This is a genomic window from Rothia sp. 27098_8_29, from assembly GCF_041432785.1.
Classification (GTDB): domain Bacteria; phylum Actinomycetota; class Actinomycetes; order Actinomycetales; family Micrococcaceae; genus Rothia; species Rothia mucilaginosa.
Map to the genome: position 1 here is coordinate 409,043 of NZ_JAPWAI010000001.1, position 23,785 is coordinate 432,827.

General features: G+C 58.6%; 17 protein-coding genes. 9 read left to right on the plus strand and 8 right to left on the minus strand.

From position 1 onward, the window contains the following. Positions 1 to 247 precede the first annotated feature (247 nt). Positions 248 to 850: an ABC transporter ATP-binding protein gene (locus O3649_RS01680; RefSeq protein WP_231840295.1), complete on the minus strand. Its 603-nt coding sequence runs from the start codon at positions 848 to 850 to the stop codon at positions 248 to 250. A gap of 64 nt (positions 851 to 914) precedes the next feature. Next, complete coding sequence (locus tag O3649_RS01685) at positions 915 to 1,154, minus strand: gallidermin/nisin family lantibiotic (RefSeq protein WP_005505332.1); 240 nt, start codon at positions 1,152 to 1,154, stop codon at positions 915 to 917. A 1,433-nt stretch (positions 1,155 to 2,587) separates the two neighbouring features. Between O3649_RS01685 and O3649_RS01690 the strand changes: the two genes are divergently transcribed. Beyond that, positions 2,588 to 5,080, plus strand: a complete 2,493-nt coding sequence (locus tag O3649_RS01690; protein WP_371572463.1) for an S-layer homology domain-containing protein — start codon at positions 2,588 to 2,590, stop codon at positions 5,078 to 5,080. Positions 5,081 to 5,200: 120 nt separating this feature from the next. On the opposite strand, the gene O3649_RS01695 is transcribed toward O3649_RS01690, so the two are convergent. The 4 genes from O3649_RS01695 to O3649_RS01710 all read right to left on the minus strand — a co-directional run bounded on the left by O3649_RS01695 (position 5,201) and on the right by O3649_RS01710 (position 11,499). Continuing rightward, positions 5,201 to 5,965, minus strand: coding sequence for a PspA/IM30 family protein (locus tag O3649_RS01695; RefSeq protein WP_371572465.1), 765 nt, complete (start codon positions 5,963 to 5,965; stop codon positions 5,201 to 5,203). Between the two features lie 265 nt (positions 5,966 to 6,230). Further along, positions 6,231 to 8,300: a TPM domain-containing protein gene (locus O3649_RS01700; protein WP_371572467.1), complete on the minus strand. Its 2,070-nt coding sequence runs from the start codon at positions 8,298 to 8,300 to the stop codon at positions 6,231 to 6,233. Between the two features lie 284 nt (positions 8,301 to 8,584). Continuing rightward, positions 8,585 to 11,029, minus strand: a complete 2,445-nt coding sequence (locus tag O3649_RS01705; protein WP_371572469.1) for a non-ribosomal peptide synthetase subunit — start codon at positions 11,027 to 11,029, stop codon at positions 8,585 to 8,587. Between the two features lie 302 nt (positions 11,030 to 11,331). After that, on the minus strand, positions 11,332 to 11,499 hold the full coding sequence (locus O3649_RS01710) for a hypothetical protein (RefSeq protein ID WP_162837313.1): 168 nt from the start codon (positions 11,497 to 11,499) through the stop codon (positions 11,332 to 11,334). Between the two features lie 375 nt (positions 11,500 to 11,874). On the opposite strand from O3649_RS01710, the gene O3649_RS01715 reads away from it, so the two are divergent. Next, complete coding sequence (locus O3649_RS01715) at positions 11,875 to 13,203, plus strand: S1C family serine protease (RefSeq protein WP_012903198.1); 1,329 nt, start codon at positions 11,875 to 11,877, stop codon at positions 13,201 to 13,203. 208 nt (positions 13,204 to 13,411) lie between these two features. On the opposite strand, the gene O3649_RS01720 is transcribed toward O3649_RS01715, so the two are convergent. Both O3649_RS01720 and O3649_RS01725 read right to left on the minus strand, forming a co-directional pair. Then, the gene (locus O3649_RS01720) at positions 13,412 to 14,059 is read right to left on the minus strand and encodes a uracil-DNA glycosylase family protein (RefSeq protein ID WP_371572472.1); all 648 of its coding nucleotides are present in this window, start codon (positions 14,057 to 14,059) and stop codon (positions 13,412 to 13,414) included. Between the two features lies 1 nt (position 14,060). Beyond that, positions 14,061 to 14,528 (minus strand): tRNA (cytidine(34)-2'-O)-methyltransferase, encoded by a 468-nt coding sequence (locus tag O3649_RS01725; RefSeq protein ID WP_371572473.1) that lies wholly within the window; start codon positions 14,526 to 14,528, stop codon positions 14,061 to 14,063. 161 nt (positions 14,529 to 14,689) lie between these two features. Here O3649_RS01725 and O3649_RS01730 point away from each other — a divergent pair, with 161 nt between their 5' ends. The 7 genes from O3649_RS01730 to O3649_RS01760 all read left to right on the plus strand — a co-directional run bounded on the left by O3649_RS01730 (position 14,690) and on the right by O3649_RS01760 (position 23,742). Beyond that, entirely contained in the window at positions 14,690 to 15,937 is a 1,248-nt protein-coding gene (locus O3649_RS01730) for a cysteine desulfurase family protein (protein WP_371572475.1), read from the plus strand. Between the two features lie 195 nt (positions 15,938 to 16,132). Further along, positions 16,133 to 17,356: a tRNA 2-thiouridine(34) synthase MnmA gene (gene mnmA / locus O3649_RS01735; protein ID WP_049327676.1), complete on the plus strand. Its 1,224-nt coding sequence runs from the start codon at positions 16,133 to 16,135 to the stop codon at positions 17,354 to 17,356. A gap of 134 nt (positions 17,357 to 17,490) precedes the next feature. Continuing rightward, positions 17,491 to 17,889 carry a chorismate mutase gene (locus tag O3649_RS01740; protein WP_371572477.1) on the plus strand — a complete coding sequence of 133 codons (399 nt, stop codon included), beginning with the start codon at positions 17,491 to 17,493 and terminating at the stop codon, positions 17,887 to 17,889. A 67-nt stretch (positions 17,890 to 17,956) separates the two neighbouring features. Beyond that, the gene (locus O3649_RS01745) at positions 17,957 to 19,264 is read left to right on the plus strand and encodes a methionine synthase (protein WP_371572480.1); all 1,308 of its coding nucleotides are present in this window, start codon (positions 17,957 to 17,959) and stop codon (positions 19,262 to 19,264) included. A 55-nt stretch (positions 19,265 to 19,319) separates the two neighbouring features. Next, positions 19,320 to 20,021 (plus strand): MtrAB system response regulator MtrA, encoded by a 702-nt coding sequence (gene mtrA / locus O3649_RS01750; protein WP_005505360.1) that lies wholly within the window; start codon positions 19,320 to 19,322, stop codon positions 20,019 to 20,021. A 34-nt stretch (positions 20,022 to 20,055) separates the two neighbouring features. After that, a complete protein-coding gene (gene mtrB / locus O3649_RS01755) occupies positions 20,056 to 21,807 on the plus strand; it encodes an MtrAB system histidine kinase MtrB (RefSeq protein WP_070819471.1) in 1,752 nt (583 codons plus the stop codon). A 228-nt stretch (positions 21,808 to 22,035) separates the two neighbouring features. Beyond that, entirely contained in the window at positions 22,036 to 23,742 is a 1,707-nt protein-coding gene (locus O3649_RS01760) for an LpqB family beta-propeller domain-containing protein (RefSeq protein WP_371572482.1), read from the plus strand. The last annotated feature ends 43 nt before the right edge of the window (positions 23,743 to 23,785 follow it).

A 23,785-nucleotide genomic window follows, 5' to 3' on the forward strand; every position in this document is an offset into this window, starting at 1 on the left:
CAAACCCCCGTAGTGGACCTTGGAAACCCTAGCATCAAGTATAAAGAGTAATGCGAGGGAAATTAGTGGCTGCGTTCCAGTAAAGAAGAAGCTGTATCCCCCTGTTATTGGAGTTCCGCTTGCCTCACTTGAAATCCATGCACCGAGGAATAGTGACGCCATTGAGCCCAAGATAGCCGCGAGAAAATACCAGATGTTCCAATAGTAAGTAAGCAAAGCACGGATAGCTGAAGTAATTCGCATGGTCCTACCCCCGGTGATATAGGTCCGCGAGATTCACGCCGTTGAGGTCGGGGATATGCAAAGCTTTGCCGTTACGAACTACGACACACTCATCCGGGACGCCTTGAATCTCATGGAGGAGGTGCGTTGATATTACAACGCAGTTCCCTTCGTCCCGATAACGACGAAGCGTCGCAGACAAGGAGATCATGCCATCTGGATCCAAACCATTCTGTGGCTCATCAAGGAACAAAAATCTTGGTCTAGATAATAAAGCAAGACAAAGCTCCAGCCGTTCCTTCATGCCGGTCGAGTAGTCCTTGGCTTTCCGCCCGTGGGCAGCGCGGACGATGCCCACACTATCCAAGGCCGACTCAGGATCAACATCCAGACCCCAGAATGCCGCGACGACCTGTACATTTTGTTTACCGCTCAGATACGGAAAGTAGCTTGGATGGTCGATTGCAGCTGACATTTCGCTAATGTCTGTCTGATCGTATCTAATGTGGCCACTTATTGGTTTTATCCGACCAAGGAGCGTTTTCATTAAGGTGGTTTTACCTGCCCCATTTGGTCCAAGGAGGCAGATTATCCTGCCAGTATTTAGCTGCAAGTTAATGCCGCTCACTACTGGGGAATTCTTGTACCCAACCGACAAATCAGTTACCGATATAGCTGGCATGGCCTACCTTTCAAAGAAAACGGCCCTGGAGGTAAGGCCTAGGATGCCTTCCCTCCAGGGCCGACTGCTGCGACAAAGCTACTAACCACTTGCAGCCAACAGAGATGCCGCAGCCGTTAGCACACTGGGCAGTGAAGCATGCAATGCCACCCGTCGGGCACCCAGGGGCGCACAGGAACTTCGAGGTGATGTGAGGACAAACAGCTTCCTCAACCTCTTCAACACGGGTGTCAAGGTCAACGGTGACCACGACTTCTCCAAGCTCTCAGAATCTGAACATATTCAGGTAACAGAAAGTTACCCGCACTGCTATGATACAACGATGCAAGATTAGTAGGGGCAACTTTCAGAATGTTCAGGTCGCAGGTTCAAATCCTGTCCCCGCAACGGATAACTCCCGATAGCTTAGCTATCGGGAGTTTTTTTATTCCCTAAAACCCGTACTCCCGCCGACCTGTCTCCTTCTGCTGTCCTCCCGTCACCTTCCGACCGCCGGTCTGCCTTCTTTCGCCACCTTCCTGCACCTTTCCTGTCGGCGACCTGTCTTCATTTGCCGCCTACTTTTCTTCTTCTTGTGCTACCTTTCTGCCGCCTGCTGGGCGGCTTTCTTTATATCTCCTGCCTCTCCGTATCTCCTGCCTTCTGTAATCTGCGGAGGGGGTCTTCTGAACCTTGTCGGGGCGGTGCTTCGGGGAGACTGATGGGGGGGCAGCCTGCTGCCCCTTCCGGGGTGCTTGAGGTGGATCTTTCGGCCTCTCGAAACCCCTCTTGAAACCTCCTCACGGAATTTCATAGAACCGTCGTGAAAGTACCCTGGACTGGTTTCGGAACGTCTCCCGATGCGTCTTTCGAGGTATTCCTCAGTCCGTCTATCGGGGCTTCAAGCGGGTGTGCCCATGGGGGTGGTGGAGTCACTTCCGAGCGGTTGCTGGAGGGTGGTTACGCCTTCTTGAGACGCTGCTTTTGAGCTCCTTGAAAGGGGATCTGAAAGGGGTCCTGAAGGGGGCTCTGGGGCGGGTCTCAAGAGCGTGATGAGGGGTCCGATAGGATGCCTGGGTGGGGGAGTGGCGAGGGGGCTGTTTTTGCCTCAAAGTGCATGCTCAAAGTGGAATATGCGAAAGGTGTCTATATTCCGGGCTTGGAAATCACTCGTTTTGCCCCGGAATTCCGCGGTTTTTGGAAGAAAATGGTCTTCGAGTGCAACAATTCACTCTGAAAGTGATTGTGGTCACATATAAAACATTCAAGTTAATTGTAGGGTTTTTTGAAACTCTTTCAAAAAACGCTCAAAAACCCCGGAAAATCAAGGAAAAATAGCTCATTCAACCTCTACTTGAGGGTGATTCAAGTTAAACTAGAAGCTTAGAAAAAGCTCTTGTTAAGATTGAATCTTGTTCGATACCCAAAAATAGCCCCAAAAAACCGCTGGAAAAGGCTTTTTGACCTGGTAGCTTTGAGTACGTGGTCACCGCGGTCCGCCGCGTAGCTCTCCGAAATGAATACTGCACCCCTCCATCACACGAGGAAACCCCCGCAACACACACGGGACGGTTACTGGACTTGCTCCATGCGGCATCACATTCGCAGGCCGACCGCCTATAGGCTTCTCACCTATAGACCACCTATCACTCAACCACTCTCGGGCGTCCGCGCCCCACGAAACACCAACAACGAGGACAACCCATGGCACTTCGCCCCCGCACTGTTAAGGCTGGCTCTCTCGCAGCCATCGCTGTACCCTCCGTGCTCGGTAGCACCCTGGTAGCACCCGCTTCCGCATTCGCACCCGTCGTTCAGGACATCCCCGGCGCAGCTACCCAGGCTCCGAAGTCCCTGTTCACCTCCACCGTGCAGCCCACCCTCTCGCAGGTTGCTGTGCAGATCCGCCAGCAGGCAGAACAGGCAAAGCAGACTCAGCAGGCTCCCGCAACGACCGCGGTTCAGCCCATCCAGAAGACCTACACTGCCCAGGCAACTCAGCAGACAACCCCCTCGGCTACCTTCCAGTCCGCACAGGCGGCTCAGCCTTCCGCTCAGCCCACCCTGGCACAGGTTGCACAGACCCCCGCAGCTACCCAGGCTCCCGCAGCTACCCAGGCTCCCGCAGCTACCCAGAGCGCTGCAACCCCTGCCGCGCAGCCCGCGCAGACCGCACAGGCTACTCAGGCGGCATCCGGTGTGGCGGCAACCCGCACCAACCAGACTTTCCTGTCCTACACCTCCCCGGCTGGTACCACTTCGCAGTACCACGTCTACGCTGAGGGTGTGGACTTCTCCAAGCCCGTTGGCGTGGTCTTCTACTTCGACGGTGACTACTGGCGCAACGACCAGTCCAAGGTCTACGACCCCTCCGGTGAACTGGCTCAGATGGCTGCATCCGCTGCGGCACAGAACATGCTGTTCGTGCCCGTCATCTCCCCGGACACCAACCGTTACGATGCTGGCGTGACCTGGTGGGAAGACATGGAGCGTAACGGCGAGTTCTTCCGCTCCTTCGCTTCCTCCTTCATTGCGGCTAACGGTGTGGACTCCTCCAACGTGTGGACCATGGGCTACTCCGGTGGCGCTGAGTTCATCACCTACGAGCTGAACACTAAGCCCCAGACCTGGCGCAACGGCGGCGGCTCCATCATGGTCGCTGGCGGCGGCCTGGACGAGGGCACCCCCTCGGCTGCGCTGAAGTCCCAGCCCATGTTCTGGTACGCAAACTCGAACGATGGCTCCGGCGAGACCTACCCGCAGACCTGGAGCGCACGAGGGGCCGTTGAGGGCGGCTACAACGCCTACCGCAACGCCGGCTACACCAACGCTTCCGCGACCGTTCTGAACGGCTCGGGCCACTTCGACTACAACTTCTCCGAGATTCTGAGCAACTCGCTCACCAAGGGCAAGGCAACCGCCGCTCCCAAGGTCGAGCAGAAGGCTGAGCAGAAGAGCGAACAGAAGTCTGAGCAGAAGCAGAACACTCAGCGTGCCCGCACCATGAGCTCCGCAACCTACCAGAGCTACACCTCCCCGGCGGGCACCACCTCCCAGTACCACGTGTACGCGAACAACCTGGACTACTCTAAGCCCGTTGGCGTGGTCTTCTACTTCGACGGTGACTACTGGCAGCGTGACGAGTCCAAGGTCTACACCCCCGACGAGGGTATGCTCGCGGCAATGGGCAAGATCGCTAACGCCCGCAACATGGTCTTCGTGCCGATCATCTCCCCGGACACCAACGCATCCGGCGACGGCATCACCTGGTGGGAAGACATGAACACCAACGGTGAGTTCTTCCGCTCCTTCGCTTCCTCCTTCATCGGCCAGAACAACCTGGACGCTTCCCAGGTGTGGACCATGGGCTACTCCGGTGGCGCTGAGTTCATCACCTACGAGCTGACCGACCACAACACCTCCTGGCGTAACGGCGGTGGCTCCATCATGGTTGCAGGCGGTGACTCGGACGGCTCCGTGGATGCTGACGCAACCACCAAGGGTCTGCCCATGTACTGGTGGGTTGGCGCGAACGACACCTCCGGTAACACCAACCCCGTCACCTGGAGCGCACGAGGCGCAGTCGAGTCCGGCTACAACGCATACCTGGGCGCTGGCTTCTCCGACGCCCGCGTGAAGCTGATTGACGGCTTCAGCCACCACGACTACGACCTGCCGCACATCCTGGCGTCCTCCCTGGACTTCGCCGGTAAGACCCCCGCGCTGGGCTACACCGACGTGTCCTCTTCAAACCCGAACTACAACGAGATCAGCTGGAACTCTGATCGCCGCATCATGCTCGGCTTCGCGGACGGCACCTTCCGCCCGAACGCATCGGTCAACCGTGCGCAGCTGGCAACCTACCTGTACCGCGTGGCTGGTCGCCCCGCCGTGAACGCACCGGCTGTTTCGCCGTTCAGCGATGTTCCGGTCAACCACCCCGCGTACAAGGAGATTTTCTGGCTGAGCCAGCAGGGCATCAGCGGTAGCGACTTCCGCCCCCTGGAGGCTGTCACCGAGTCCACCATGGCTGAATTCATGTACCGTGCGGCTGGATCCCCGGCACAGGCTCAGGGCGGCTACGCGTCCCAGGCTCTGGCATGGGCTGCCTCCAACGGCATTGGTACCGGCTCCACCTCCTCGGCAGCCATCACCCGCTCCGCTATGGCAGGTTACCTGTACATCTACGCGAACTAAAGCTCGCACCCCATAACGCATAAAGATCCGCCCCGTTCCTGAACTCATCAGGAACGGGGCGGATCTTTATAGGTTTAGCTCAAGAAGCTATGCGCTAGACCAGGCTTGAGAATTCCAGGCTTAGAGAGTCTGGGTGGGGAGTTCCACAGCCAGGGGAGCCGGAGCTGCCGGAGCGTTCTTTGCCTTCAGAGCGGCCAGGCGAGCGTCCAGCTCGGTCTCGCGCTCCATCTGGTCCAGGGTGTTGAACTGAGCATCCAGGGAGGAAGCTGCCAGCTCCTGCTGACCGATGACGCGTGCCTCTTCGCGGCGAACCTTCTCTTCGAAGCGGCTCATCTCGCTGGTCGGGTCCAGAACGTCGAACGCCTTCAGAGCGTCGTTCACCTGGGTCTGAGCTGCTGCAGTCTTCTGACGTGCGGTCAGCTCATCGCGCTTGTACTTGACCTCTTCAAGCTTGGAGCGCATCTTCTCCAGGCCGTCCTTGAGCTGGTTGACAACCTGAGTCTGAGAAGTCAGCTGAGGCTCAACAGCCTGCGCAGCCTTCTCAGCCAGCAACTGCTTGTTCAGAGCGATCTTAGCGAGGTTATCGAACTTGTCAGCGTTGGCAACGTCGCCAGCTGCACGGAACTCATCAGCCTTGTTAGAAGCTGCCAGAGCCTTGGTGCCCCACTCCTGAGCGGCCTTGACGTCCTCAGCGTGGTCCTTTTCGAGCAGTCGCAGGTTGCCGATGGTCTGTGCTACTGCAGCCTCCGCCTCGCGGATGTTGTTGGTGTAGTCACGAACCATCTGGTCCAGCATCTTCTCCGGGTCCTCAGCTGCATCAATCAGAGCGTTGATGTTTGCCTTAGTGAGCTGTGCAATACGGCCGAAGATGGTCTGCTTAGCCATAATCTCCTACTTTCTGTTCACGGGCTGCGGGGGAGCACTACGCTCCTCGTGAGCCGTGCCCGTATAACTAATTATGTGGCAGATTTCTGGGTGCATGCTGTGAAAATGATGCACGCCTGATTTCTGCAACCTAAACTTTTGGTAAATTACCTCAGGTGTTTTCCGACTGGGGAAGAAAGCGGTGAGGTAAGCTATCCACCCCGCCGGTCAGACTGTAGAAAAACCTACAAAAACCGACCGACAGAATCGGTAGCATCGGAGGCGGTTAGAAGCTACCGCCGTCACCGCCGCCGCTACCCCAATCGCCGCCACCGCCGCTGAAGCCGCCGCCCCAGCTGCCGCCGCTACTACCACCACTGCTGTGGCCGCCGCTGCTACCCCAGCTACTGGTGCCGGAGTTCATCGCGGTCATCAGAGCGCCCAGCAGCAGGCCCTTCGCCAGGTCACCGCCGAAGCTGCCGCCGCCGCGGTCGTTCTGGTTGTTGTAGTAGTTGCCGACCTCGCTCTGAGCTCGGTTCTGCGCATCGGTCGCCTTCTGAATCGCCATGTTGGCTTCCTTCATAGCGTTCAGCGGATCCGAAGAAGCCAGACGCTGAGCCTGACCCAGGTGACGCTCCGCCTCAGAAACAGCGGTCAGGGTCATCGGACCCACCGCAGCACGGCGGTTATTGATGTAGCTACGCGCACCGTTCACCGCAGCGTACGCAGAACGCATCGTACGATCCAGGTTCTGCGAAGCCGCACGAGAACGCTCACGGGTAGCACGCATATTCGTCATTGCCTTATCCAGCTCGGCGGAAAGCTGACGCAGCTGGTTCGCCAGAGTCAGCGGGTCATTCGGGCGAGCCGAAGCGCTCTGATTGACCTGGTTGAGCACCGCCTCCATACCGGCAGCGACCGCACCCAAATCATCGCGACGCTGAGAAGCAGCCAGGCTCTTCGCCTCAGCCACGTCACGCTGAATGCTCAGCAAGTCGGTGCTCAGACCCAGCTGAGCCTGCTCCAGCTCATGCGAGCGGGTATTCACTGCCGCACCCAGAGTCTGAATCTGCGAGGCGGCTTCCTCAGCGGTGCGCAGGTGAGCAACTGCCTCCGAACGAGCGGTCGCAACGGTCGCCTGAGCCTTCTCAACCTCCGCAGCGCACAGCACCATGTTCGACTCCAACAGGGTAGGAGTCTTCGAAATGGGCTCCAGTGCGCTGGGCAGGTAACGTTCCTTCAACGCGCGGTACTGGGCGGCAATCTCCTCCACCGAGGCACGCAGCTGCGGCAGACGCTGAGCCAGAGCCTCAATAGCCTGCGGTGCCTCCTGCTCCAGGTTGCGCAACTGAGCCAGCTTAGCGTCCTGCTCCTGAGCAATACGGGTGACTTCCTGAGAGTTATCAATAATCTCAGTCAACCAGGCACGCTGCTCAGCCTCAGTATCCGGGATGCTATCGGTCAGAAGCTGCTGACGCTGGAAGGACTTACGCATCAGATCCTCAGCACGCGCAATCTCCTGAGCGAACTCAGCAACCTGCTGATCGCTGTACTGTGCGCGCGCAAAATCCAGTTCCTGCTTCGCGTGGCTCATCGTCGTATCAGCCTGCAGAAGGGCGCTACCGGCGCGAGTGCGCAACTCCTCCAGCGGAACCTCCGGAATGGGGGAGTAGTTACGAGGCGCACCGTAGGAACGCTGAGGCTGCTGCTGAGCGTTCTTCTTCTTGCGGCGGCGGTACATCGCGTAACCGCCAGCACCCACGGTCGCCGCAGCACCCACACCGAGCACGCTGGTTACAACACCCGAAGAGCTACCGCCCTTCTGGGCCTCGATACCCTCAACCGCGGCAAGCGCCGCACCCGAATAGTCGCTATTCTGCAGCTTCGGTTTGATGTAGTTCTGGTACACCTTCGTCTGCTGATCGCTCGACAGGGTCTTCGTGCTACCCGCCAAGAAATACGCCTGGCGAGACTCGGTAGCAATCACCAGCACCACATCGGCAGAACCCCAATTGTTCTTCGTAGCAAGCGCCTTCGTCCAGCTCGAAGAAGTAGACGGGTTCTCAAACTTATCGATGACCACAACGTGCAAATCCACGTTGTGCTTCTTCGACAGAGCAGAAATCTTAGACTTCAGGGTAGCGGTATCACCCAAAGAGTTCGTGGAATCGTACACGGTGGTGCCCGTAATCTGCATCGGGTCAGCAGCCTGCGCCGATGTGCTCAAAAACGCAGAACCAGCCGGCAAAACCACCGGGGCACAAGAAAGACCTGCCGCCAGCACTGTGGCACCCAAGATAGTGCGCAGGCGAGGGCGTGCGGGACGAATCTGACGCGCAAAGGCGTGCTCGGTCATGGTCTTTCCTCCGTTGTCGTGAAGTATGAACGGACCTGCACTTCACGGTGTGCTTGTTCAACGCACACCTTAGTGCTGGTCACATTATTAGTGTAGCGGTGGCATAGCTACACAGACGCACAGATACGAGAATATTGCGCCGCTGTTTGCCGACCGTTTACCGTCTTCCCAGGCTTTATACAGGAAAGCCGGTATACAGGAAAGCCGGTATACAGGAAAGCCGGTATATAGGAGAGCCGGGGTCTAGCCTCACGCCAGACCCCGGCTCACCGGCTATTCAGTGATTAGCGCCGACGCGCAATCTTCAGATTGCTCATCAGGTGCTCCACTACCTCTGCGGCATCAACATCGTGGATACTCTGCGCTATGCCGTTCACCACCTGAACTCGCGAAGACGAGGCGAACATCCAACCCAAGAACTGCACATAATTCAGCAACCTAGAACTGCGTTCTGCCTGCTTTCGCATCTGTGACCACAAAAAGGGCGTAGTCGGCACGCCACGGCCCTTATACACCTGGGAATTAGAATGGGCATCCAGAAGCTCAGCGAGCGCCTCAATATTTTCGGTCAGCTCCTTCAAATCCTCATCCCCGGCAGAGGAGCCGACGTAATACCGTTCAACCAGGCTCAAAGGCATGTAGCCGCTACAGCTACTCACCCACGCCAGCTCCAAACGCAGATTCTGCAGACGAAGCACCTGCTTCAGAAGTCTCGAATGGGTGCGCAACACAGACAACGGCATGGAAGATAGTCTCTTCTCCTCCGAAAGCAGACCCTCGAAGGAGCCTTCCCCGGAAAACGCCTTATACGGATCCGAGACGCCCACCAGAAGCACCGGTCCCTCGTAGTGAACGAACGCCAGAACCTCGGGAACACTCGAGAGGGAACGGATGCGCTCGCCAATGGTCGGAAGATCCTCCCCATCCGGGGCGTACTGTTCGCGGCTGAACGTCAACGTCTGGATAGGCTGCTCGGCAAGGTCGGGCGAGTCATGAGCAAGCGCTCGCAAATCGGTCACAACCTCCGCCAGAACGCCGTCCTGCTCAACCTGCAGAAGCTCCTGGAGAAGCTCAATGACAGAGCGCGCCTGCAGGCACAAGACAGCGGCGCAGAACTCCGCATCCTGAAGCTCAAGACGCACCTTCTCCAGGCGCTCTTCCAGCGTGGACTGCACGCCCTTGAGCTCAAACTCGCTTAGCTGTTCCGGACGGAGCATACGGTGCGTACCATCATCGCCGGAACGGTAGAAAAGCTCGCTAAACTCCAACGTAGACTGAACGCCCTTCAACGCCCGCTCTCGCAACTCGGGCAGAACGTTAAAGGCGACTTCGGTCATCTCATTCCAGACCTTGGCCTCATCGATCTTCGAATCCTTACGAGCAGTCTTCTTCCATGTCTCGGCAAGCTGCATAGCGCGGTCAAATTCGCTCAGTTCCACAAAAGCCGCCAGCTTCTGTGCGCTCTCACGCAGATAACGCACCGCATACAGGCGGTCGCTCAAAGAATCTGGGAGGGTATCCTCCAGCAGACGCCAACGGAAGGTACGCTCAAAGCACTCCTCGGTCAGGCTAATGACGGTGGCGCTCAGGGAGAGCGCATGATCGCGAGCAAACGCGAAAGAACCCGGGGTATCCGCCAGACGAGGCAGGGACGTATAGAACTCCAGCGCCCCGCTCAGCTTCAGCTGAGATACCCGGATGGTTTCTTCCAGCTCGGCGGCAAGCACCGCGCGGTCAGCCTGGGCAGTCTCCTTGAAACAGTGCAACGGAGAAACCTGCGCACGCTCGAGCGTCTGCAGGTTCATGACTGCACGCATGAGATAGTTCTCAAGAATATCGATCTGCTGCCGGCGCGGACGCTGATTCAGCGGAACATGATTCTCCTGCGTGCCGACCAGCAGATGCTGCGGCACACCGCTAATCGACGGCAGCGCAAAGACCTCATCCTCTGATGTACTGACAGAAAGCACCATGGGGTAGCGGCTACGCTGCGCATTCTCTAGAGGGGGAATGAGCTTGAAGTTGGTGCTCAAAGAGAAATGGTCAGAGGGCGCCGGGTTACTCTTGGGAGACTGCTGGGCGGTCTCCTGCTGCGGGCGCTCTTCAGGCTGCGCCGGGGTGTTCTGGGGCATGCTCTGCTGTTCCTGGCTTTCTGCTGAATGGTTTTGCGCCGAGTGGTTCTGTGCCGAGTGGTTCTGTGCCGAGTGGTTCTGTGCCGAGTGGTTCTGTGCCGAAGAACCGGAGACACCACCGGCCTGCATCGGCTCCAACGGGGATGGCGCCGCCACCGGCTGCTGAGGAGGCTGAGGCGACTGAGTCTGCTGTGCCTGAGCCTGTTGAGCTTCGACAGCCTGATCCTGCTGGGGGATCGGGGGCTGTGCCGGCTGCTGAACGCTACCACCGGGCTGTGCCGGTTTCGGTTGGTAATGCATCGGGTAGCTCACCGCGCCCTGTACCTGCTGAGGGGGTACCTGCTGATTGGGTGCCTGCGGGGGCGGTACCTGCTGATTCATCGCCTGGTTCTGTTGCTGTTGCAATACCTGCCGCCTAATCTCACGCGCACGACGGCGCGAAGGGCTCAACGACGCGAAAAACGCTACCGCCGCGCAGATCAGAACAAATATAAGCAATGCATACAGGCGTGTTGCGCCATCCAAAGAAGACGCCACCGCTGCAGGCATGACCGGCAGCGCGCCAACAAGAGCGAAAACAGCAGAAATAATCCTCATGACTTCACCATAACCCAGCTAAATCCCGGGTGCTCGCAACGCCGTTGCCTTACCGCATACTAAAAGGGAAGTAGCCGGGGTACCGGGTGCTCTCCGCCAGTGCTTCCCGTATCCGCCTCACAATTAAAAGACGATGCGGCGTGCGCCCCATGTAGGGGCTCACGCCGCATCAATCATCACTCAACTCATTATCACACCCGGGCCGGTCCTCACACCGACCCTTCGGGACATACTGGGGATTCTCGCCCCTCCCGGTGCAGGGCTCTCATCTCCCGCCCCGGAAAACTATCAAACTCTATACGCTACCTACCGGCAGTCAGTGCGTGGGTAGCCATCTGCTGAGCCAGCTCGGAGGCCTTCTCCGCACGATGACGGCGGTACACCATTCCCGAGCAACACGCCACAATACCCGCACCAATACCGATGGAGCTTGCCAAGACCGCACAGAAAATCAGGGTTCCGATCATCATGGGCTTCTCCTTTACCTTTGTCCTTTGCCTTTGTTCTCTGCTCTATGTGCCTTCAACATTACGGACTGACCCTGTGTTCAAGCTGTGTACCAAGAAGCGTCATGCTGTGTAAACCGTGGAGAAAAACTGGGCGCTTTAAAAGAGAAACCTGAGAGTGAGTAGCGAACAAAGCCCCAAAATAAACTAGCCGTCGGGTGAATCGCCGGGTGCCTCAAGACCGGCTCATCAGCTGCCGATGAAAGGGCGCGAGGAAAATTCCCAGGGAACTCCCCGATAACCAACAGCAAAAAGATATAGAACGCAATGAAACACCCTCTACAGTAGAAAGATAGCGTGTGCCCAGGGTGACGCATACGCACGACTCTAGGAGAACTCATGACTCAAAACAATGGATGGTCCTACGGCGGCAATGACGGCGTCACGGATGCAACCCGTCCCCTGCAGAACGTGAACGGACAGGCAGGCTACCAGCCCGCAAACCAGCAGCAGGGTCAGAACGCATACCCGCAAGCATATGCTTCTCCCGGCTACACCTACCCCCAGGCTGCTGCCGCGCAGGTTGCGTCGGCGCAGTCTGCACCCCAGAACACCGACCATAACAAGCGTTACGGCGCAGGTGTTGTGCTCACCGCAGCTCTGCTCGCCGCCCTCGTTGGCGGTGGCGTTGGCGCGGGCGTCGGAGGCGGCATCGCAGCATCGAATAACAGCTCCTCCAGCTCCTCCTCGCGCGGCTCCGTGAGCTCCAATATCAGCAACTCTTCCACCGTGGCAGGCGTAGCAGAAACCGCGAAGAAGGTCCTGCCCTCCACCGTGACCATCATGGCCTCAAGCGGCTCCACCTCCGGCGGCGGTAGCGGTGTCGTCCTCGACAAGGACGGCCACATCCTCACCAACCACCACGTGGTTACCCTCGAATCTTCCAGAGAAGCATCCACCATTGAGGTTCGCCTGAGCGACGGTACCGTGCGCACCGCAACCGTGGTGGGCCTGGACGCTGCTGCTGACCTAGCGGTCCTGAAGATTAACCCCTCCGGTCTGGACCTGCAACCCATCACCTGGGGCGACTCCTCCAAGCTGGTCTCTGGCGAGGCAGTGGTTGCCCTCGGCGCGCCGTATCGTCGTAGCGAATCGGTGACCGCCGGCGTAGTCTCGAACGCAAACCGCGTGCAGCCCGCTGATGCGAAGGGCCAGAACTACATCCCCATGATTCAGGTTGATGTGCCCATCAACCACGGTAACTCCGGCGGTCCGCTGGTGAACCTCAAGGGCGAACTGGTCGGCATCAACGCGCAGGGCCAAGCAAGCCAGGACGGTGGTGCCGCCGACGGTATGGCGTTCTCCATTACCTCCAACTACGCCAAGCGCATCTCCTCCGAGATCATCGCCAAGGGTAAGGCAACCCACGGCTACCTGGGCGCGAGCGTAAAGAACAGCCCCGCGGATACCGGTTCGGGCTCGTCCAAGCTCATCCCCGGTGGCGTGGAAATTGCCTCGGTAGAATCTAACAGCCCCGCCGCGAAGGCAGGCCTGCGATCCGGCGACGTCGTGATTGAAGCCGACGGCCACGCTGTGACTAAGAGCGACGAGCTCAACGGTACCGTGCGTGCCGCGGCAGCAGGCTCTGATCTGAAGCTGAAGATTAAGCGCGGCTCCTCCACCCATGACATCACCGTGACCCTGGGCGACGCCGACAGCCAGAAGTAAACAGCCAGAAGTAAAACGCACTCTGCCTCTGAACAGGTAGAAACGCGGTTGGGAAACACCCGCTCAGCCGGCTCTACCGTTCAGTAACTTTAACTTCAAATAGAGTGCCACATGGTGTAACGAAAGAAAGCTCCCACCCCATACGCGGGGTGGGAGCTTTCTTTCGTTAGCACAGCAAACTGTATTGGCGTTGCAGATTAGGGGAGAATTAGACGCCCTCGAGAACCTCACTCACACGCTTCTGCAAAGCCGGGACAACCTCCTGCTCGAACCACGGGTTCTTCGCCTGCCACCTAAAATTCAGCGGCGAAGGATGCACCAGCGGCAGAAACTTAGGAAGATAAGACTCCCACGCACGAACCGTCTCCGTCAGATTCTTCTGCGCCTTAGGGGCGTGCACACCATCCAGGTAGTGCTTCTGAGAGTAAGCCCCCACCAGCAGAATCAGCTGCACATCCGGCATCAGCTCCAGAAGCTGCGGATGCCACTTCGGCGCGAAATCCTTACGCGGCGGGTTATCGCCGTGCGCGCCCTTACCCGGGTAATAGAAATCCATCGGCAACAGCGAAATCAGGTCGGGGTCGTAGAACTGCTCAGCCGTCACGCCCATCCACTCGCGCAACTTCACGCCGCTCGGGTCATTCCACGGGATGCGGCTCTCCTGCGCGGCACGCCCAGGCGCCTGACCAATCACCACAATACGGGCATGAGGCGACGCCGAATAAACCGGCTCCCAACCCTGCTCCGTGAACTCCCTATTCTGCGGGTCCAGGCGAATCTGCTCAGCCAGGGGAGGGCGCGTCTCCAGAATCTGCTGAACCAGAGGCCCCGGCAGATTATGGTGTGCTGTAGCCATGCTAGATAGCGCCTCCCTCAAAACCGTTCTGACGCCACGCCTCAAAAATCGCAATGGACGCAGAATTAGCCAGGTTCAGCGAACGGCGACCCGGCTTCATCGGAATCTTCACCCGCTCAGTCACATGCGAATCCTGCTGAACCTCAGCGGGCAGACCCACCGACTCTGGACCAAACATGAACACGTCACCGGGACGGTACTTAATATCCGCATAGGACCTCGAAGCAGTCGTCGTGAACGCAAAAACACGCTCCGGAGCCAGAGCCTCCCACGCATCCTCAAGGGTCTCATGCACCGTCACCACCGCCAGGTCGTGATAATCCAGACCCGCGCGGCGCAGATGCGCATCATCAAAGTTAAAGCCCAGCGGCTTCACCAGGTGCAGCTCAGCGCCAGTAATTGCCGCCAAACGGATAGCATTGCCGGTATTGCCGGGAATCTCAGGGGTATAGAAAAGAATCTTGAACACGTTCCTAAGTGTACCGCGCAGCCCCCGACCAGCATTGAGCGTCCCGGGGCAGTAGCGCTCGCCGACCCAGCCGCAGGTGAACACACCTAGAAGAGCTCGGACAGGGCGCGATAAAATAAGCGAGGCGAAAAAAGCCGCCAAACAACCCAGTAGGAGGAACCATGAGCGCAGAAACCAACCGTCAGAACGGCCGCGTCTACCTCGACCACGCCGCCACCACCGACGTACTGCCCGCAGCCATCGACGCCATGGTCGAACAGATGCGCAACGGCGGCAACCCCTCCTCCCTGCACGCTACCGGACGTGATGCCCGCGCCACCGTCGAGTACGCCCGCGAACGCATCGCCCGCGCTGTTGGAGCGGACCCCGCCGAGGTTATTTTCACCTCCGGCGGCACCGAGGCGGACAACCTCGCGGTCAAGGGCATCTACTGGAAGCGCCGCGAAGAAGACCCGCAGCGCACCCGAATTCTCGTCTCCTCCATCGAGCACCACGCCGTGGAAGAAACCTGCGAATGGCTCGAAAAGGCAGAGGGCGCGCAGCTCGAATGGATCCCCGTAGACGAGCACGGTAGCGTCAACCCGCAGACCGTCCGCGAACTCATCGAGAAGAACCCCGAAGACGTTGCCCTCGTGACCGTCATGTGGGCGAACAACGAAGTCGGTACCGTACAGCCCATCCCCGAAATCGCCGCCATTGCTGCTGAATACGGTATTCCCGTGCACTCGGACGCTGTGCAGGCATTCGGCGCGGTGCCTATCGACTTCCACGCCAGCGGGGTAGCGACCCTCGCAATCTCGGGCCACAAGATCGGCGGCCCCATGGGCATCGGCGCGCTGGTCGCAACCCGCGCCGTGCAGCTGACCCCCGTGCTTCACGGAGGCGGCCAGGAACGATTCGTACGCTCCGGCACCATCGATGCGCCCGCCATCGCAGGTTTCGCAGAGGCCGCCGTGCACTCGGTCGAGAACCTTCCCGAAGAATCCGCCCGCATCGCCGCACTACGCAACGAACTCGTTGCGGCAATTAGCGCGCTCATCCCGCAGGCACACCTGAGCGGCGAAAACCCGCTCACCGAAGAATACCCCGGCCAGAAGCGACTGCCCGGCAACGCCCACTTCACCTTCGAAAACGCAGAAGGCGACACCCTGCTCTTCCTGCTGGACATGCAGGGCATCAGCAGCTCCACCGGATCCGCATGCAACGCCGGGGTGACCCGCCCCTCCCACGTGCTCATGGCAATGGGAATGGACGAAGACACCGCCCGCAGCGCCCAGCGATTCACCCTCGGCCACTCCACCACCGGAGCCGATATTGCACGCCTCATCGCGGCACTACCCTCCGCCTACGAACAGGCAGCAAAGGCGGGACTGTCCTCGCAACTGCCGGACGCATCCCGCTGGCACTAGAAAGCCAGAAGAGAAGATACCCAACCGCCCTCAGCCTGCAATCTCAGCGTTCGCTGAGGGCGGGCTGAGGGTGCACTGCCCAATATCCCGCCGAGCCCCTGCGTACAATGGGTAGCTACAGTAACGGAAAGTCCGCCCGCACACAGGGCACGCTCCGAACGTTCCTAGAAGCTCAACACAACAGAAGGATAGGCAGTGAAAATTCTTGCAGCTATGAGTGGCGGCGTTGACTCCGCAGTCGCCGCAGCCCGTGCCGTAGAAGCAGGACACGAAGTAGTCGGCGTTCACCTAGCCCTATCCCGCATGCCCGGCACCCTACGCACCGGCTCCCGCGGTTGCTGCACCCTCGAAGACTCCATGGACGCCCGCCGCGTCTGCTCCCAGCTGGGCATCCCCTTCTTCGTCTGGGACTTCTCTGAACGCTTCAAGGAAGACGTTGTCGACGACTTCATCTCCGAATACGAAGCCGGCCGAACCCCCAACCCCTGCATGCGTTGCAACGAAAAGATCAAGTTCGCCGCGCTACTCGAACGCGCCCTCGCGCTCGGCTTCGACGCCGTGGTGACCGGCCACTACGCCCGCGTCATCACCACCGAAGACGGCAACCGCGAACTGCACCGCGCCGCCGACTGGGCCAAGGACCAGTCCTACGTGCTCGGCGTGCTCACCCACGAACAGCTCAAGCACGCCTGGTTCCCCTTGGCGGATACCCCCTCCAAGGCACAGGTGCGTGCGGAGGCGGCAGAGCGCGGCTTCTCCGTGGCGAAGAAGCCAGACTCCTACGACATCTGCTTCATCCCCGAAGGTGATACCCGCGCCTGGCTGGGCGACCACATCACAATGCGCCCCGGCCTCATCAAAGACACCCACGGCGAGGTGCTCGGCGAGCACCCCGGCGCGCAGGCGTACACCGTAGGCCAGCGTAAGGGCCTGGCGCTGGGCCGCCCCGCCGCCGACGGCAAGCCCCGCTTCGTGCTTGAGGTGCGCCCCAAGGAAAATGAAGTCATCGTCGGCTCCCGCGAGCTACTTGCCGTGCACGAAATCCGCGGTATCCGCGCCACCTGGGCGGGCGTCCCCGTGGAACAGGCGGCACGCTTCCTGGAAGAGCCCGCGCATCTGGGCGCTCGCAGCGAAGAGTTCGAGGTGACCGCACAGGTGCGCGCGCACGCCGACCCGGTCCGCGCCAAGGCGTACATGACCTGGGCACCCGACCCCGAAGCTGAAGAAGAAGGCGCGCTGCGCCTGGAAACCGTAGTGCGCCTCCTGGATCCGCTCTCCGGTGTGGCACCGGGGCAGACCATGGTGCTCTACCAGGGCACCCGCGTGCTGGGCCAGTCCACTATCGCCCGCGCCTACTCGCTGGACCGCGAAGACATTCAGGAAACCCTGTCTGCCGGCGCCTCAACCAGCGCCGAATAGCCGCTCAGAATAGCCACACTCAGCTGTTCCCGCCCCGTTGCCGCAGCCGCACACCCCGCTATTGCCAACCGTTGCTGCAACATCCTGCTTGGGCGGAACACACAGAAGACCACAACCGAACTGAGGAGAGACCGATGACCCCCGAAAACACTTCCTGCGAATTTGACCCCCACGCCACCTCCATGGGCGATGAAGTCGCACCGGAGATCTACGAGGAGCTCTTCGCCATGCGCCGCTCCATCGACAACTTCGATGCAGCGCTGGTGCACATCCTCGCGGAGCGTTTTCAGGCGACCAAGCGGGTGGGCATCCTGAAGGCTAAGCACAACCTGCCCGCCGGCGACCCTGGCCGTGAAGAGGCGCAGATTGCTCGCCTGCGTGCCATGGCGAAGGAATCCAGCCTGGACCCGGAATTCGCGGAGAAGTTCCTGAACTTCATTATTTCTGAGGTGATTCGTCACCACGTGCGCATCGCAAACGAGCAGGCTGAGCAGGACGGCGAGGCAACTGAAGCCGAGAACTCCGAAGGCTAGTACCGCGCAACTTTCGCATCATTGCGTTTGAACCTGTACTCCATCAGACCCCTCTGGACACACTCCTATGCCCGCTCAATCTTCCAACCGCCAGAACGTCCGTACTGAACCGACGCCGGAGCGCCTGCTACTGCCCGGTGAGTACCGTGCCCCCGAAGGGGACGAACTGACCGAACAGGACCTCGCCGCGCTCGCTACGGAGCGTCCGCCGGTGCGCGCCAGCGGACTGGGCGATTTTCCCGGCGATGATTTGGGCGAAGCAATGTCTCGAGTGGAAGGGGAGCTGGGTGCCCCGCACCTGCCGTTCTTGCCGCATCTGCCGGCGCTGGGCTGGCGGAGTACTCCTCTGGCACGCACCCTGGCGGTGTGCGAGGGACTTGCTTTTGACGGTGCCTCGTTTGGCTGGCGCATGGTGCATAGCGGCGGCAGGGGAGCACGCGAGTCTGCCTTGGCGCAGGACCGTCTGCTTTCGGATATCAATCTTCTCGCTGACCGTGTGGGTGCGCAGAAGAAGAGGTTCACTTCCAGTGCTGAGGGTTCCGCTGCGGTGTATAAGATTCAGCTGGTCGGTCCGCTGACTCTTGCCGCCAGTATCTATCTGCCCGGCGGCGAGCGTGCCATTAGTGATGCAGGGGCGAGCCGTGACCTGCTGGAGTCGTTCCTGGAAGGCCTGGAACGCTGGATGGGTTCTCTGCGCGAGGCTCTGCAAGCTCCGCGGGCGCTGATTGCCGTGCAGCTGGATGAATCCGAATTTCAGCGTCTGCTGGAGGGGGCCATCCCTACGGTGAGTGGCTTCCGCTCCCTGTCGGCGTTGCAACCTCACTACTATCAGCAGGTGTACCGCCGTATCTCGGAGCGTTTCGCCGAGCTGAATCTGCAGCTCATCCTGGACGTGGATGGCACCGCGCTCAAGCCTGTGCAGGAGCTGAAGCTGCTGAGCCAGTCCCGCCCCGCCCTTGACGCGTTGGCCCTTGTGAAGGCGATGCGTGTTGAGGACGGCGCTCCCTGCGCTTTGCTGTTGCATCCTGATCGCGCCCGCCTCAAAGGGCCCGGCACGCTGCAGGTTCCGCCGCTGAGCGACCCTCGTTCCTGGGAGCCCGTCGCGCAGCTTCTGGATGCGCAGACCCAGCTGTGGCTGCCGGTGGTGACTTCTGCACGGGTTCCTGATCAGGTGCGCCGCCTGTACAGCCTGTGGCGTGAGGTTGGTCTTGAGCCGACGCAGTTGAGTGCGGTAGGTTTGATGCCTGATGAGCGTATTCAGAGCGGTTCCGTGCCTGCTGGGATGACTTCAGCCGCGGTAAGTATGCTGGATGCCACGGCTTCGCTGGCTCGGGTGACAGAGTGTGCCCGTGCATTGGCCGAGTGCGCGGTATGATTAGATAATCAGCATTTTTATGTAAGTATTTACGACAATTCTTTAGGGAGGTACTGTGAGCGCAAGCGACGCACACACCATTTTGGTGGTTGATGACGATGATGCTCTGGCGGAAATGATTGGCCTCGTGCTCGCGCAAGAGGGCTTTAACGCTGTTTTCTGCGAAAATGGCAGCCGCGCTTTTGAAACTTTTATGCGCTCCACTCCCGATTTGGTGCTTTTGGATTTGATGCTTCCTGGCATGAACGGTATTGAAGTGTGCCAGCAAATTCGCCGTTCTTCTAATGTGCCGATTATTATGTTGACCGCTAAAAGCGACACTGAAGATGTTGTTAAGGGTCTTGAAGCTGGCGCTGATGATTACATTGCTAAGCCTTTTAAGCACGCTGAATTGTTGGCGCGTATTCGTACCCGTTTGCGTCCGCGTGAGAGCCGTCAGCTGGTGGTGTCCATTGGCGATATTGTCATGGATATGGACGGTCGTACCGTCAAGTACCACAGCACTGAGGTTCCGATGACTCCTCTGGAGTTTGACCTGTTGGCCGCGCTGGTTCGTCACCCGGGTCAGGCGTTGAGCCGCCAGGAACTGCTGGACATGGTCTGGGGTTACACTGATGTGAGCGATTCGCTGGTAAATGTGCACGTCCAGCGTTTGCGCGCTAAGTTTGATGAGCTGGGTGCGGATCGTTTTATCCAGACGGTCCGTGGCGTTGGCTATAAGATTCCGACCGAGCTGGTGGGATCTTCCGGTAGCTAATCGGAACCTATTCATAGGCGAAGGGATAACCTGATTGTCTGTTGCGAAGTCGAGCCATGAGCACGGCGCTTTGACGGCGGAGGCGGTAGCCTCCGCCTCTTCGCGTACCCGCGCTTCCAAGCCGCGTAAGGCACAGAAGCAGCGTAGGAACCTGATCCAGCGCGCTCAGCGTCTGTGGAAGGAATCTCTGCAGTTCCGTGCTCTGGGAACCGCGGGCATCATGATGTTCCTGAGCTTCTTGATGGTGGGTTGGTCCTTGTCGAGCCAGATTGCATCGAGTCTTTTTGAGAATCAGAAGAGCCAGGCGTTGGCGGAATCAGAGAGTGGTTTCCGCAACGTTCAGAGCGTGCTGGACTCCTCTGAAGCCCGTAGTGACAGCGAGATTCGTCGTAATGTGAGCCGTACCCTGACCGTCTTGGACGCGGGTAGCTCGGGTAAGCGCAATTGGATTCTTGTGCCTTTGGAAGGTCAAGGTAAGCAGGGTTTTATTCCTGAGCAGAGCAGTAATAATTCTTTGAATTCTTCGAGTATTCCGAATGATTTTAAAAAAACTGTTCGTGATAAGGACGGTATTTTCTGGCAGACGTCTACGGTGACTACTGTCGAAAATAATCGTGAGCGCACCTATCCGGTGCTTATCGTTGGTACACATATTTCTATTTCTCAGAACCCTAATTACGGTTTGTTCCTTGTGTACGATATGACGGATTCTTCCGCCACGATTGCGCATATTAACTTTGTTCTTTTTGGTGGTTTCTGTGCACTGCTTACTGTGGTGCTTTCTGTGGTGTGGATTGTGACTCGTTTTGTGGTCCGCCCGATTACGCAGACCGCTATTACGGCGGAGAAGCTGGCTGCTGGCGACCTGGATCAGCGTGTGTCTGTACACGGTGAGCATCAGGCGGCGCGTCTGGGCTATTCCTTCAACCTGATGGCTGACTCGCTGCAGGAGAAAATTGTTCAGCTGGAGCGCCTGTCGACTTTGCAGCAGCGCTTCGTATCTGACGTTTCTCATGAGTTGCGCACTCCGCTATCGACGGTGCGTTTGGGTACTGAGCTGCTGTACGATTCGCGTGAGAATATGAACCCGATGCAGGTCCGTAGCGTGGAGCTTCTGCATGAGCAGGTGGACCGTTTCCAGTCAATGCTTTCTGATCTGCTCGAGATTTCGCGCTTCGATGCTGGTAGCGCAATGCTGACCATTGACACGGAAGACTTCATCCGTGTTCTCTCGAATATTTTGCAGGAGGCTCTGCCTCATCTGGAACGTACGCATACGAAGCTGAACGTGCATACGAGCCATGAGAGCATCATGGTGGATATGGACCGTATACGTATTGAGCGTGTGCTCCGTAACCTGCTGTACAACGCGATTGAGCATGGCGAATCCCGCCCGATTGACGTGTATGTGGATGCAAACGCCACGAATCTGGGTATTGCGGTGCGCGACCACGGTATCGGCTTGTCTGAGGATGAAGCCGTTCAGGTGTTCAACCGTTTCTGGCGTGCTGATACTTCGCGTAAGCGTACCCTGGGCGGTACGGGTCTGGGTCTGTCGATTGCTGCTGAGGATGTGCGTCTGCACGGTGGCACGATTGAGGCGTGGGGCGAGAAGGGCCGCGGTGCTTGCTTCACGGTGAACCTGCCCCTGGTTCATGGCGCTCCGTTGGGTGAGTCGCCGGTTTTGGTGACGGGTGAGCCTGAGTCAAGCTCGCATCGTTCGGCGCCGGCTAAGGATACGCTGCCCAATATCGCTCCTCGTACGGCTGCTGGGGGCGACCTCTAGAAGAGGCGCGGGGCCCTGGTCCCTGTCATGAAACGGGGGATTGGGGTCGGTGCGGTTGTATTTGCACTTATCCTTGCGTATTTGCACTGTTTACCCAGTACAATCAATGCAGATATATTTTCACGGTGTTGCTATTTCGCTGTGTTGATTCTTTCGCCGCGCTGCGATGGCTTGCAGTGGTAGCTGGTGATTGTTTGTCTTTGTTCGTAGAGGAAGGTTAAGACCTCCATGTCTCACAGGGCTATTGTTTCTCGACGCGCCGCGCTGTCTTGGTGCGCGGTGTCTTTGGCGACGCTGATGAGCTCTTGCGCGGGTCTTCCTTCGAACGACCGAGTGACTCAGCACAGCAGTGGTCTGGACGTGAAGAGCGTTAATACTTCTCCGGCGCGTGCGCCGGGACCGCTGGCGGGCTCTACCCCCGAGGCGATTATTGAGGGCTTCGTGCGTGCTGGCGTGGATAGTATCGAAAATTATGCTGTGGCGCGCCAGTATTTGAGCTCTTCTTTTGCGGGCCGTTGGAATCCCTACGGTACGACTCGTGTGTACCGTAATACGGTGCAACCGCGCAGTGATGATAGCGGAAACGCTGAGGGTACGTACCATGTGCGTTTTCAGCAGACTGCGACCGTGAATAGTCAGGGTATTACGAGTACCTTCCCTGAGGCTCAGACTGAGACTCAGGATTTCACCGTGGTCATGGAAGATAACCAGTGGCGTATTAGCTCCTGCCCGGATGGCTTGTGGCTGGATGGCACTGAGTTTGAGCGTGTGTTTAGCCCGTGTCGCCTGTATTTCTACGATCGTGCGTTCCGTTATGCTGTGCCTGATATCCGCTGGTTCCCGCATACGGACCGTTACTTTGAGCTGCTGGTGCGTACCCTCATGATTGGTACTGCATCCTACTTGAAGGATGTTGCGTTCTCGGCGTTGAATGAGTCGATGAGCCTTGAGGTCGCTAACATGAGCGATAACCAGGATGTGCTGGTTCGCCTCTCGGGTGAGCACCTGGACGATAACCGTTTGGCGCGTGTGCGTGAGCAGATTATGCACGGCTTGGAGAACTTCTCGGGTCTGGGCAAGACTGAGGTTTTCTATAACGGCACTCTGATTCCTGAGAACGCGCCGAGCGGCTTTTCTGCGGTGAAGCTGAATCCGGGTGTTCCTGCCCGCACGGTTGCTATTAATTCGAACGGCCAGATGGTGGCGCGTGATGACTATATGAGCAATGCGGGTGAGCAATTGCTTCTGCGTGGCGTGACCCAGTTGAGTTCCCCGGCGATGGGCTATTCTGCGGATGTTTATGCCTGCTTGGCGAATGATGCTGCGAGCCTGTACACGGTGTATCAGGGCACTGCCCGCCGCGTGTGGCAGAGTACCGCGCTGACTGCCCCTAGTTTTGATGCGTACGGCTGGGTGTGGGCTGCTGATGGTGAGGGCGTTGTGCGTGCTTTTAAGCCGGATTCTGAGGACGCAACCGAGCGTGAGCGCGGCGTGGATATTGGTTTGTCCTGGCAGCGTAATTTGAGTTTTACGAGCGTGAACGTTTCTCACGATGGTGCCCGCATGGCGATTGTGGCGTCTACTGAGGGTGCGTCGGCTGTGATTATTTCCGGTATTGTGCGTGATGATGCCGGCAAGCCTCTGCGTCTGACGGAGATGGTGCGTCTGAGTTCTTCTGTGACTCCGCGTAATGCCCGTTGGGCTGGAGACCAGAGCGTCGTGGTGGTGAACGTGAAGAATGGTGAGTCTGAGGTGATTTCCCTCAGCGGTGAAGAGACGAAGCTGGACCGTCTGGATGGTGTGATGAGCATTTCCACCGCAGATAATACGTCGAATATTATTGCCCACCGTTCTGATGGTTCGTGCTATCTGATGGAGGAGCGCGGCTGGATCCGTTTGGATACGACCCTGCACGAGATTAGTTACGCCGGTTAGCCTCGGGTACCGGGTATAGCGCGCGGAAAGGTTGCTTTCGGTG

Coding starts and splice junctions, on each gene's coding strand:
- O3649_RS01740 (WP_371572477.1), top strand. CDS start 17,491: ATGACCCCCGAAAACACTTCCTGCGAATTTGACCCCCACGCCACCTCC.
- O3649_RS01760 (WP_371572482.1), top strand. CDS start 22,036: ATGTCTCACAGGGCTATTGTTTCTCGACGCGCCGCGCTGTCTTGGTGC.
- O3649_RS01720 (WP_371572472.1), bottom strand. CDS start 14,059: ATGGCTACAGCACACCATAATCTGCCGGGGCCTCTGGTTCAGCAGATT.
- O3649_RS01705 (WP_371572469.1), bottom strand. CDS start 11,029: ATGAGGATTATTTCTGCTGTTTTCGCTCTTGTTGGCGCGCTGCCGGTC.
- O3649_RS01695 (WP_371572465.1), bottom strand. CDS start 5,965: ATGGCTAAGCAGACCATCTTCGGCCGTATTGCACAGCTCACTAAGGCA.
- O3649_RS01715 (WP_012903198.1), top strand. CDS start 11,875: ATGACTCAAAACAATGGATGGTCCTACGGCGGCAATGACGGCGTCACG.
- O3649_RS01745 (WP_371572480.1), top strand. CDS start 17,957: ATGCCCGCTCAATCTTCCAACCGCCAGAACGTCCGTACTGAACCGACG.
- O3649_RS01700 (WP_371572467.1), bottom strand. CDS start 8,300: ATGACCGAGCACGCCTTTGCGCGTCAGATTCGTCCCGCACGCCCTCGC.
- O3649_RS01730 (WP_371572475.1), top strand. CDS start 14,690: ATGAGCGCAGAAACCAACCGTCAGAACGGCCGCGTCTACCTCGACCAC.
- O3649_RS01690 (WP_371572463.1), top strand. CDS start 2,588: ATGGCACTTCGCCCCCGCACTGTTAAGGCTGGCTCTCTCGCAGCCATC.
- O3649_RS01710 (WP_162837313.1), bottom strand. CDS start 11,499: ATGATGATCGGAACCCTGATTTTCTGTGCGGTCTTGGCAAGCTCCATC.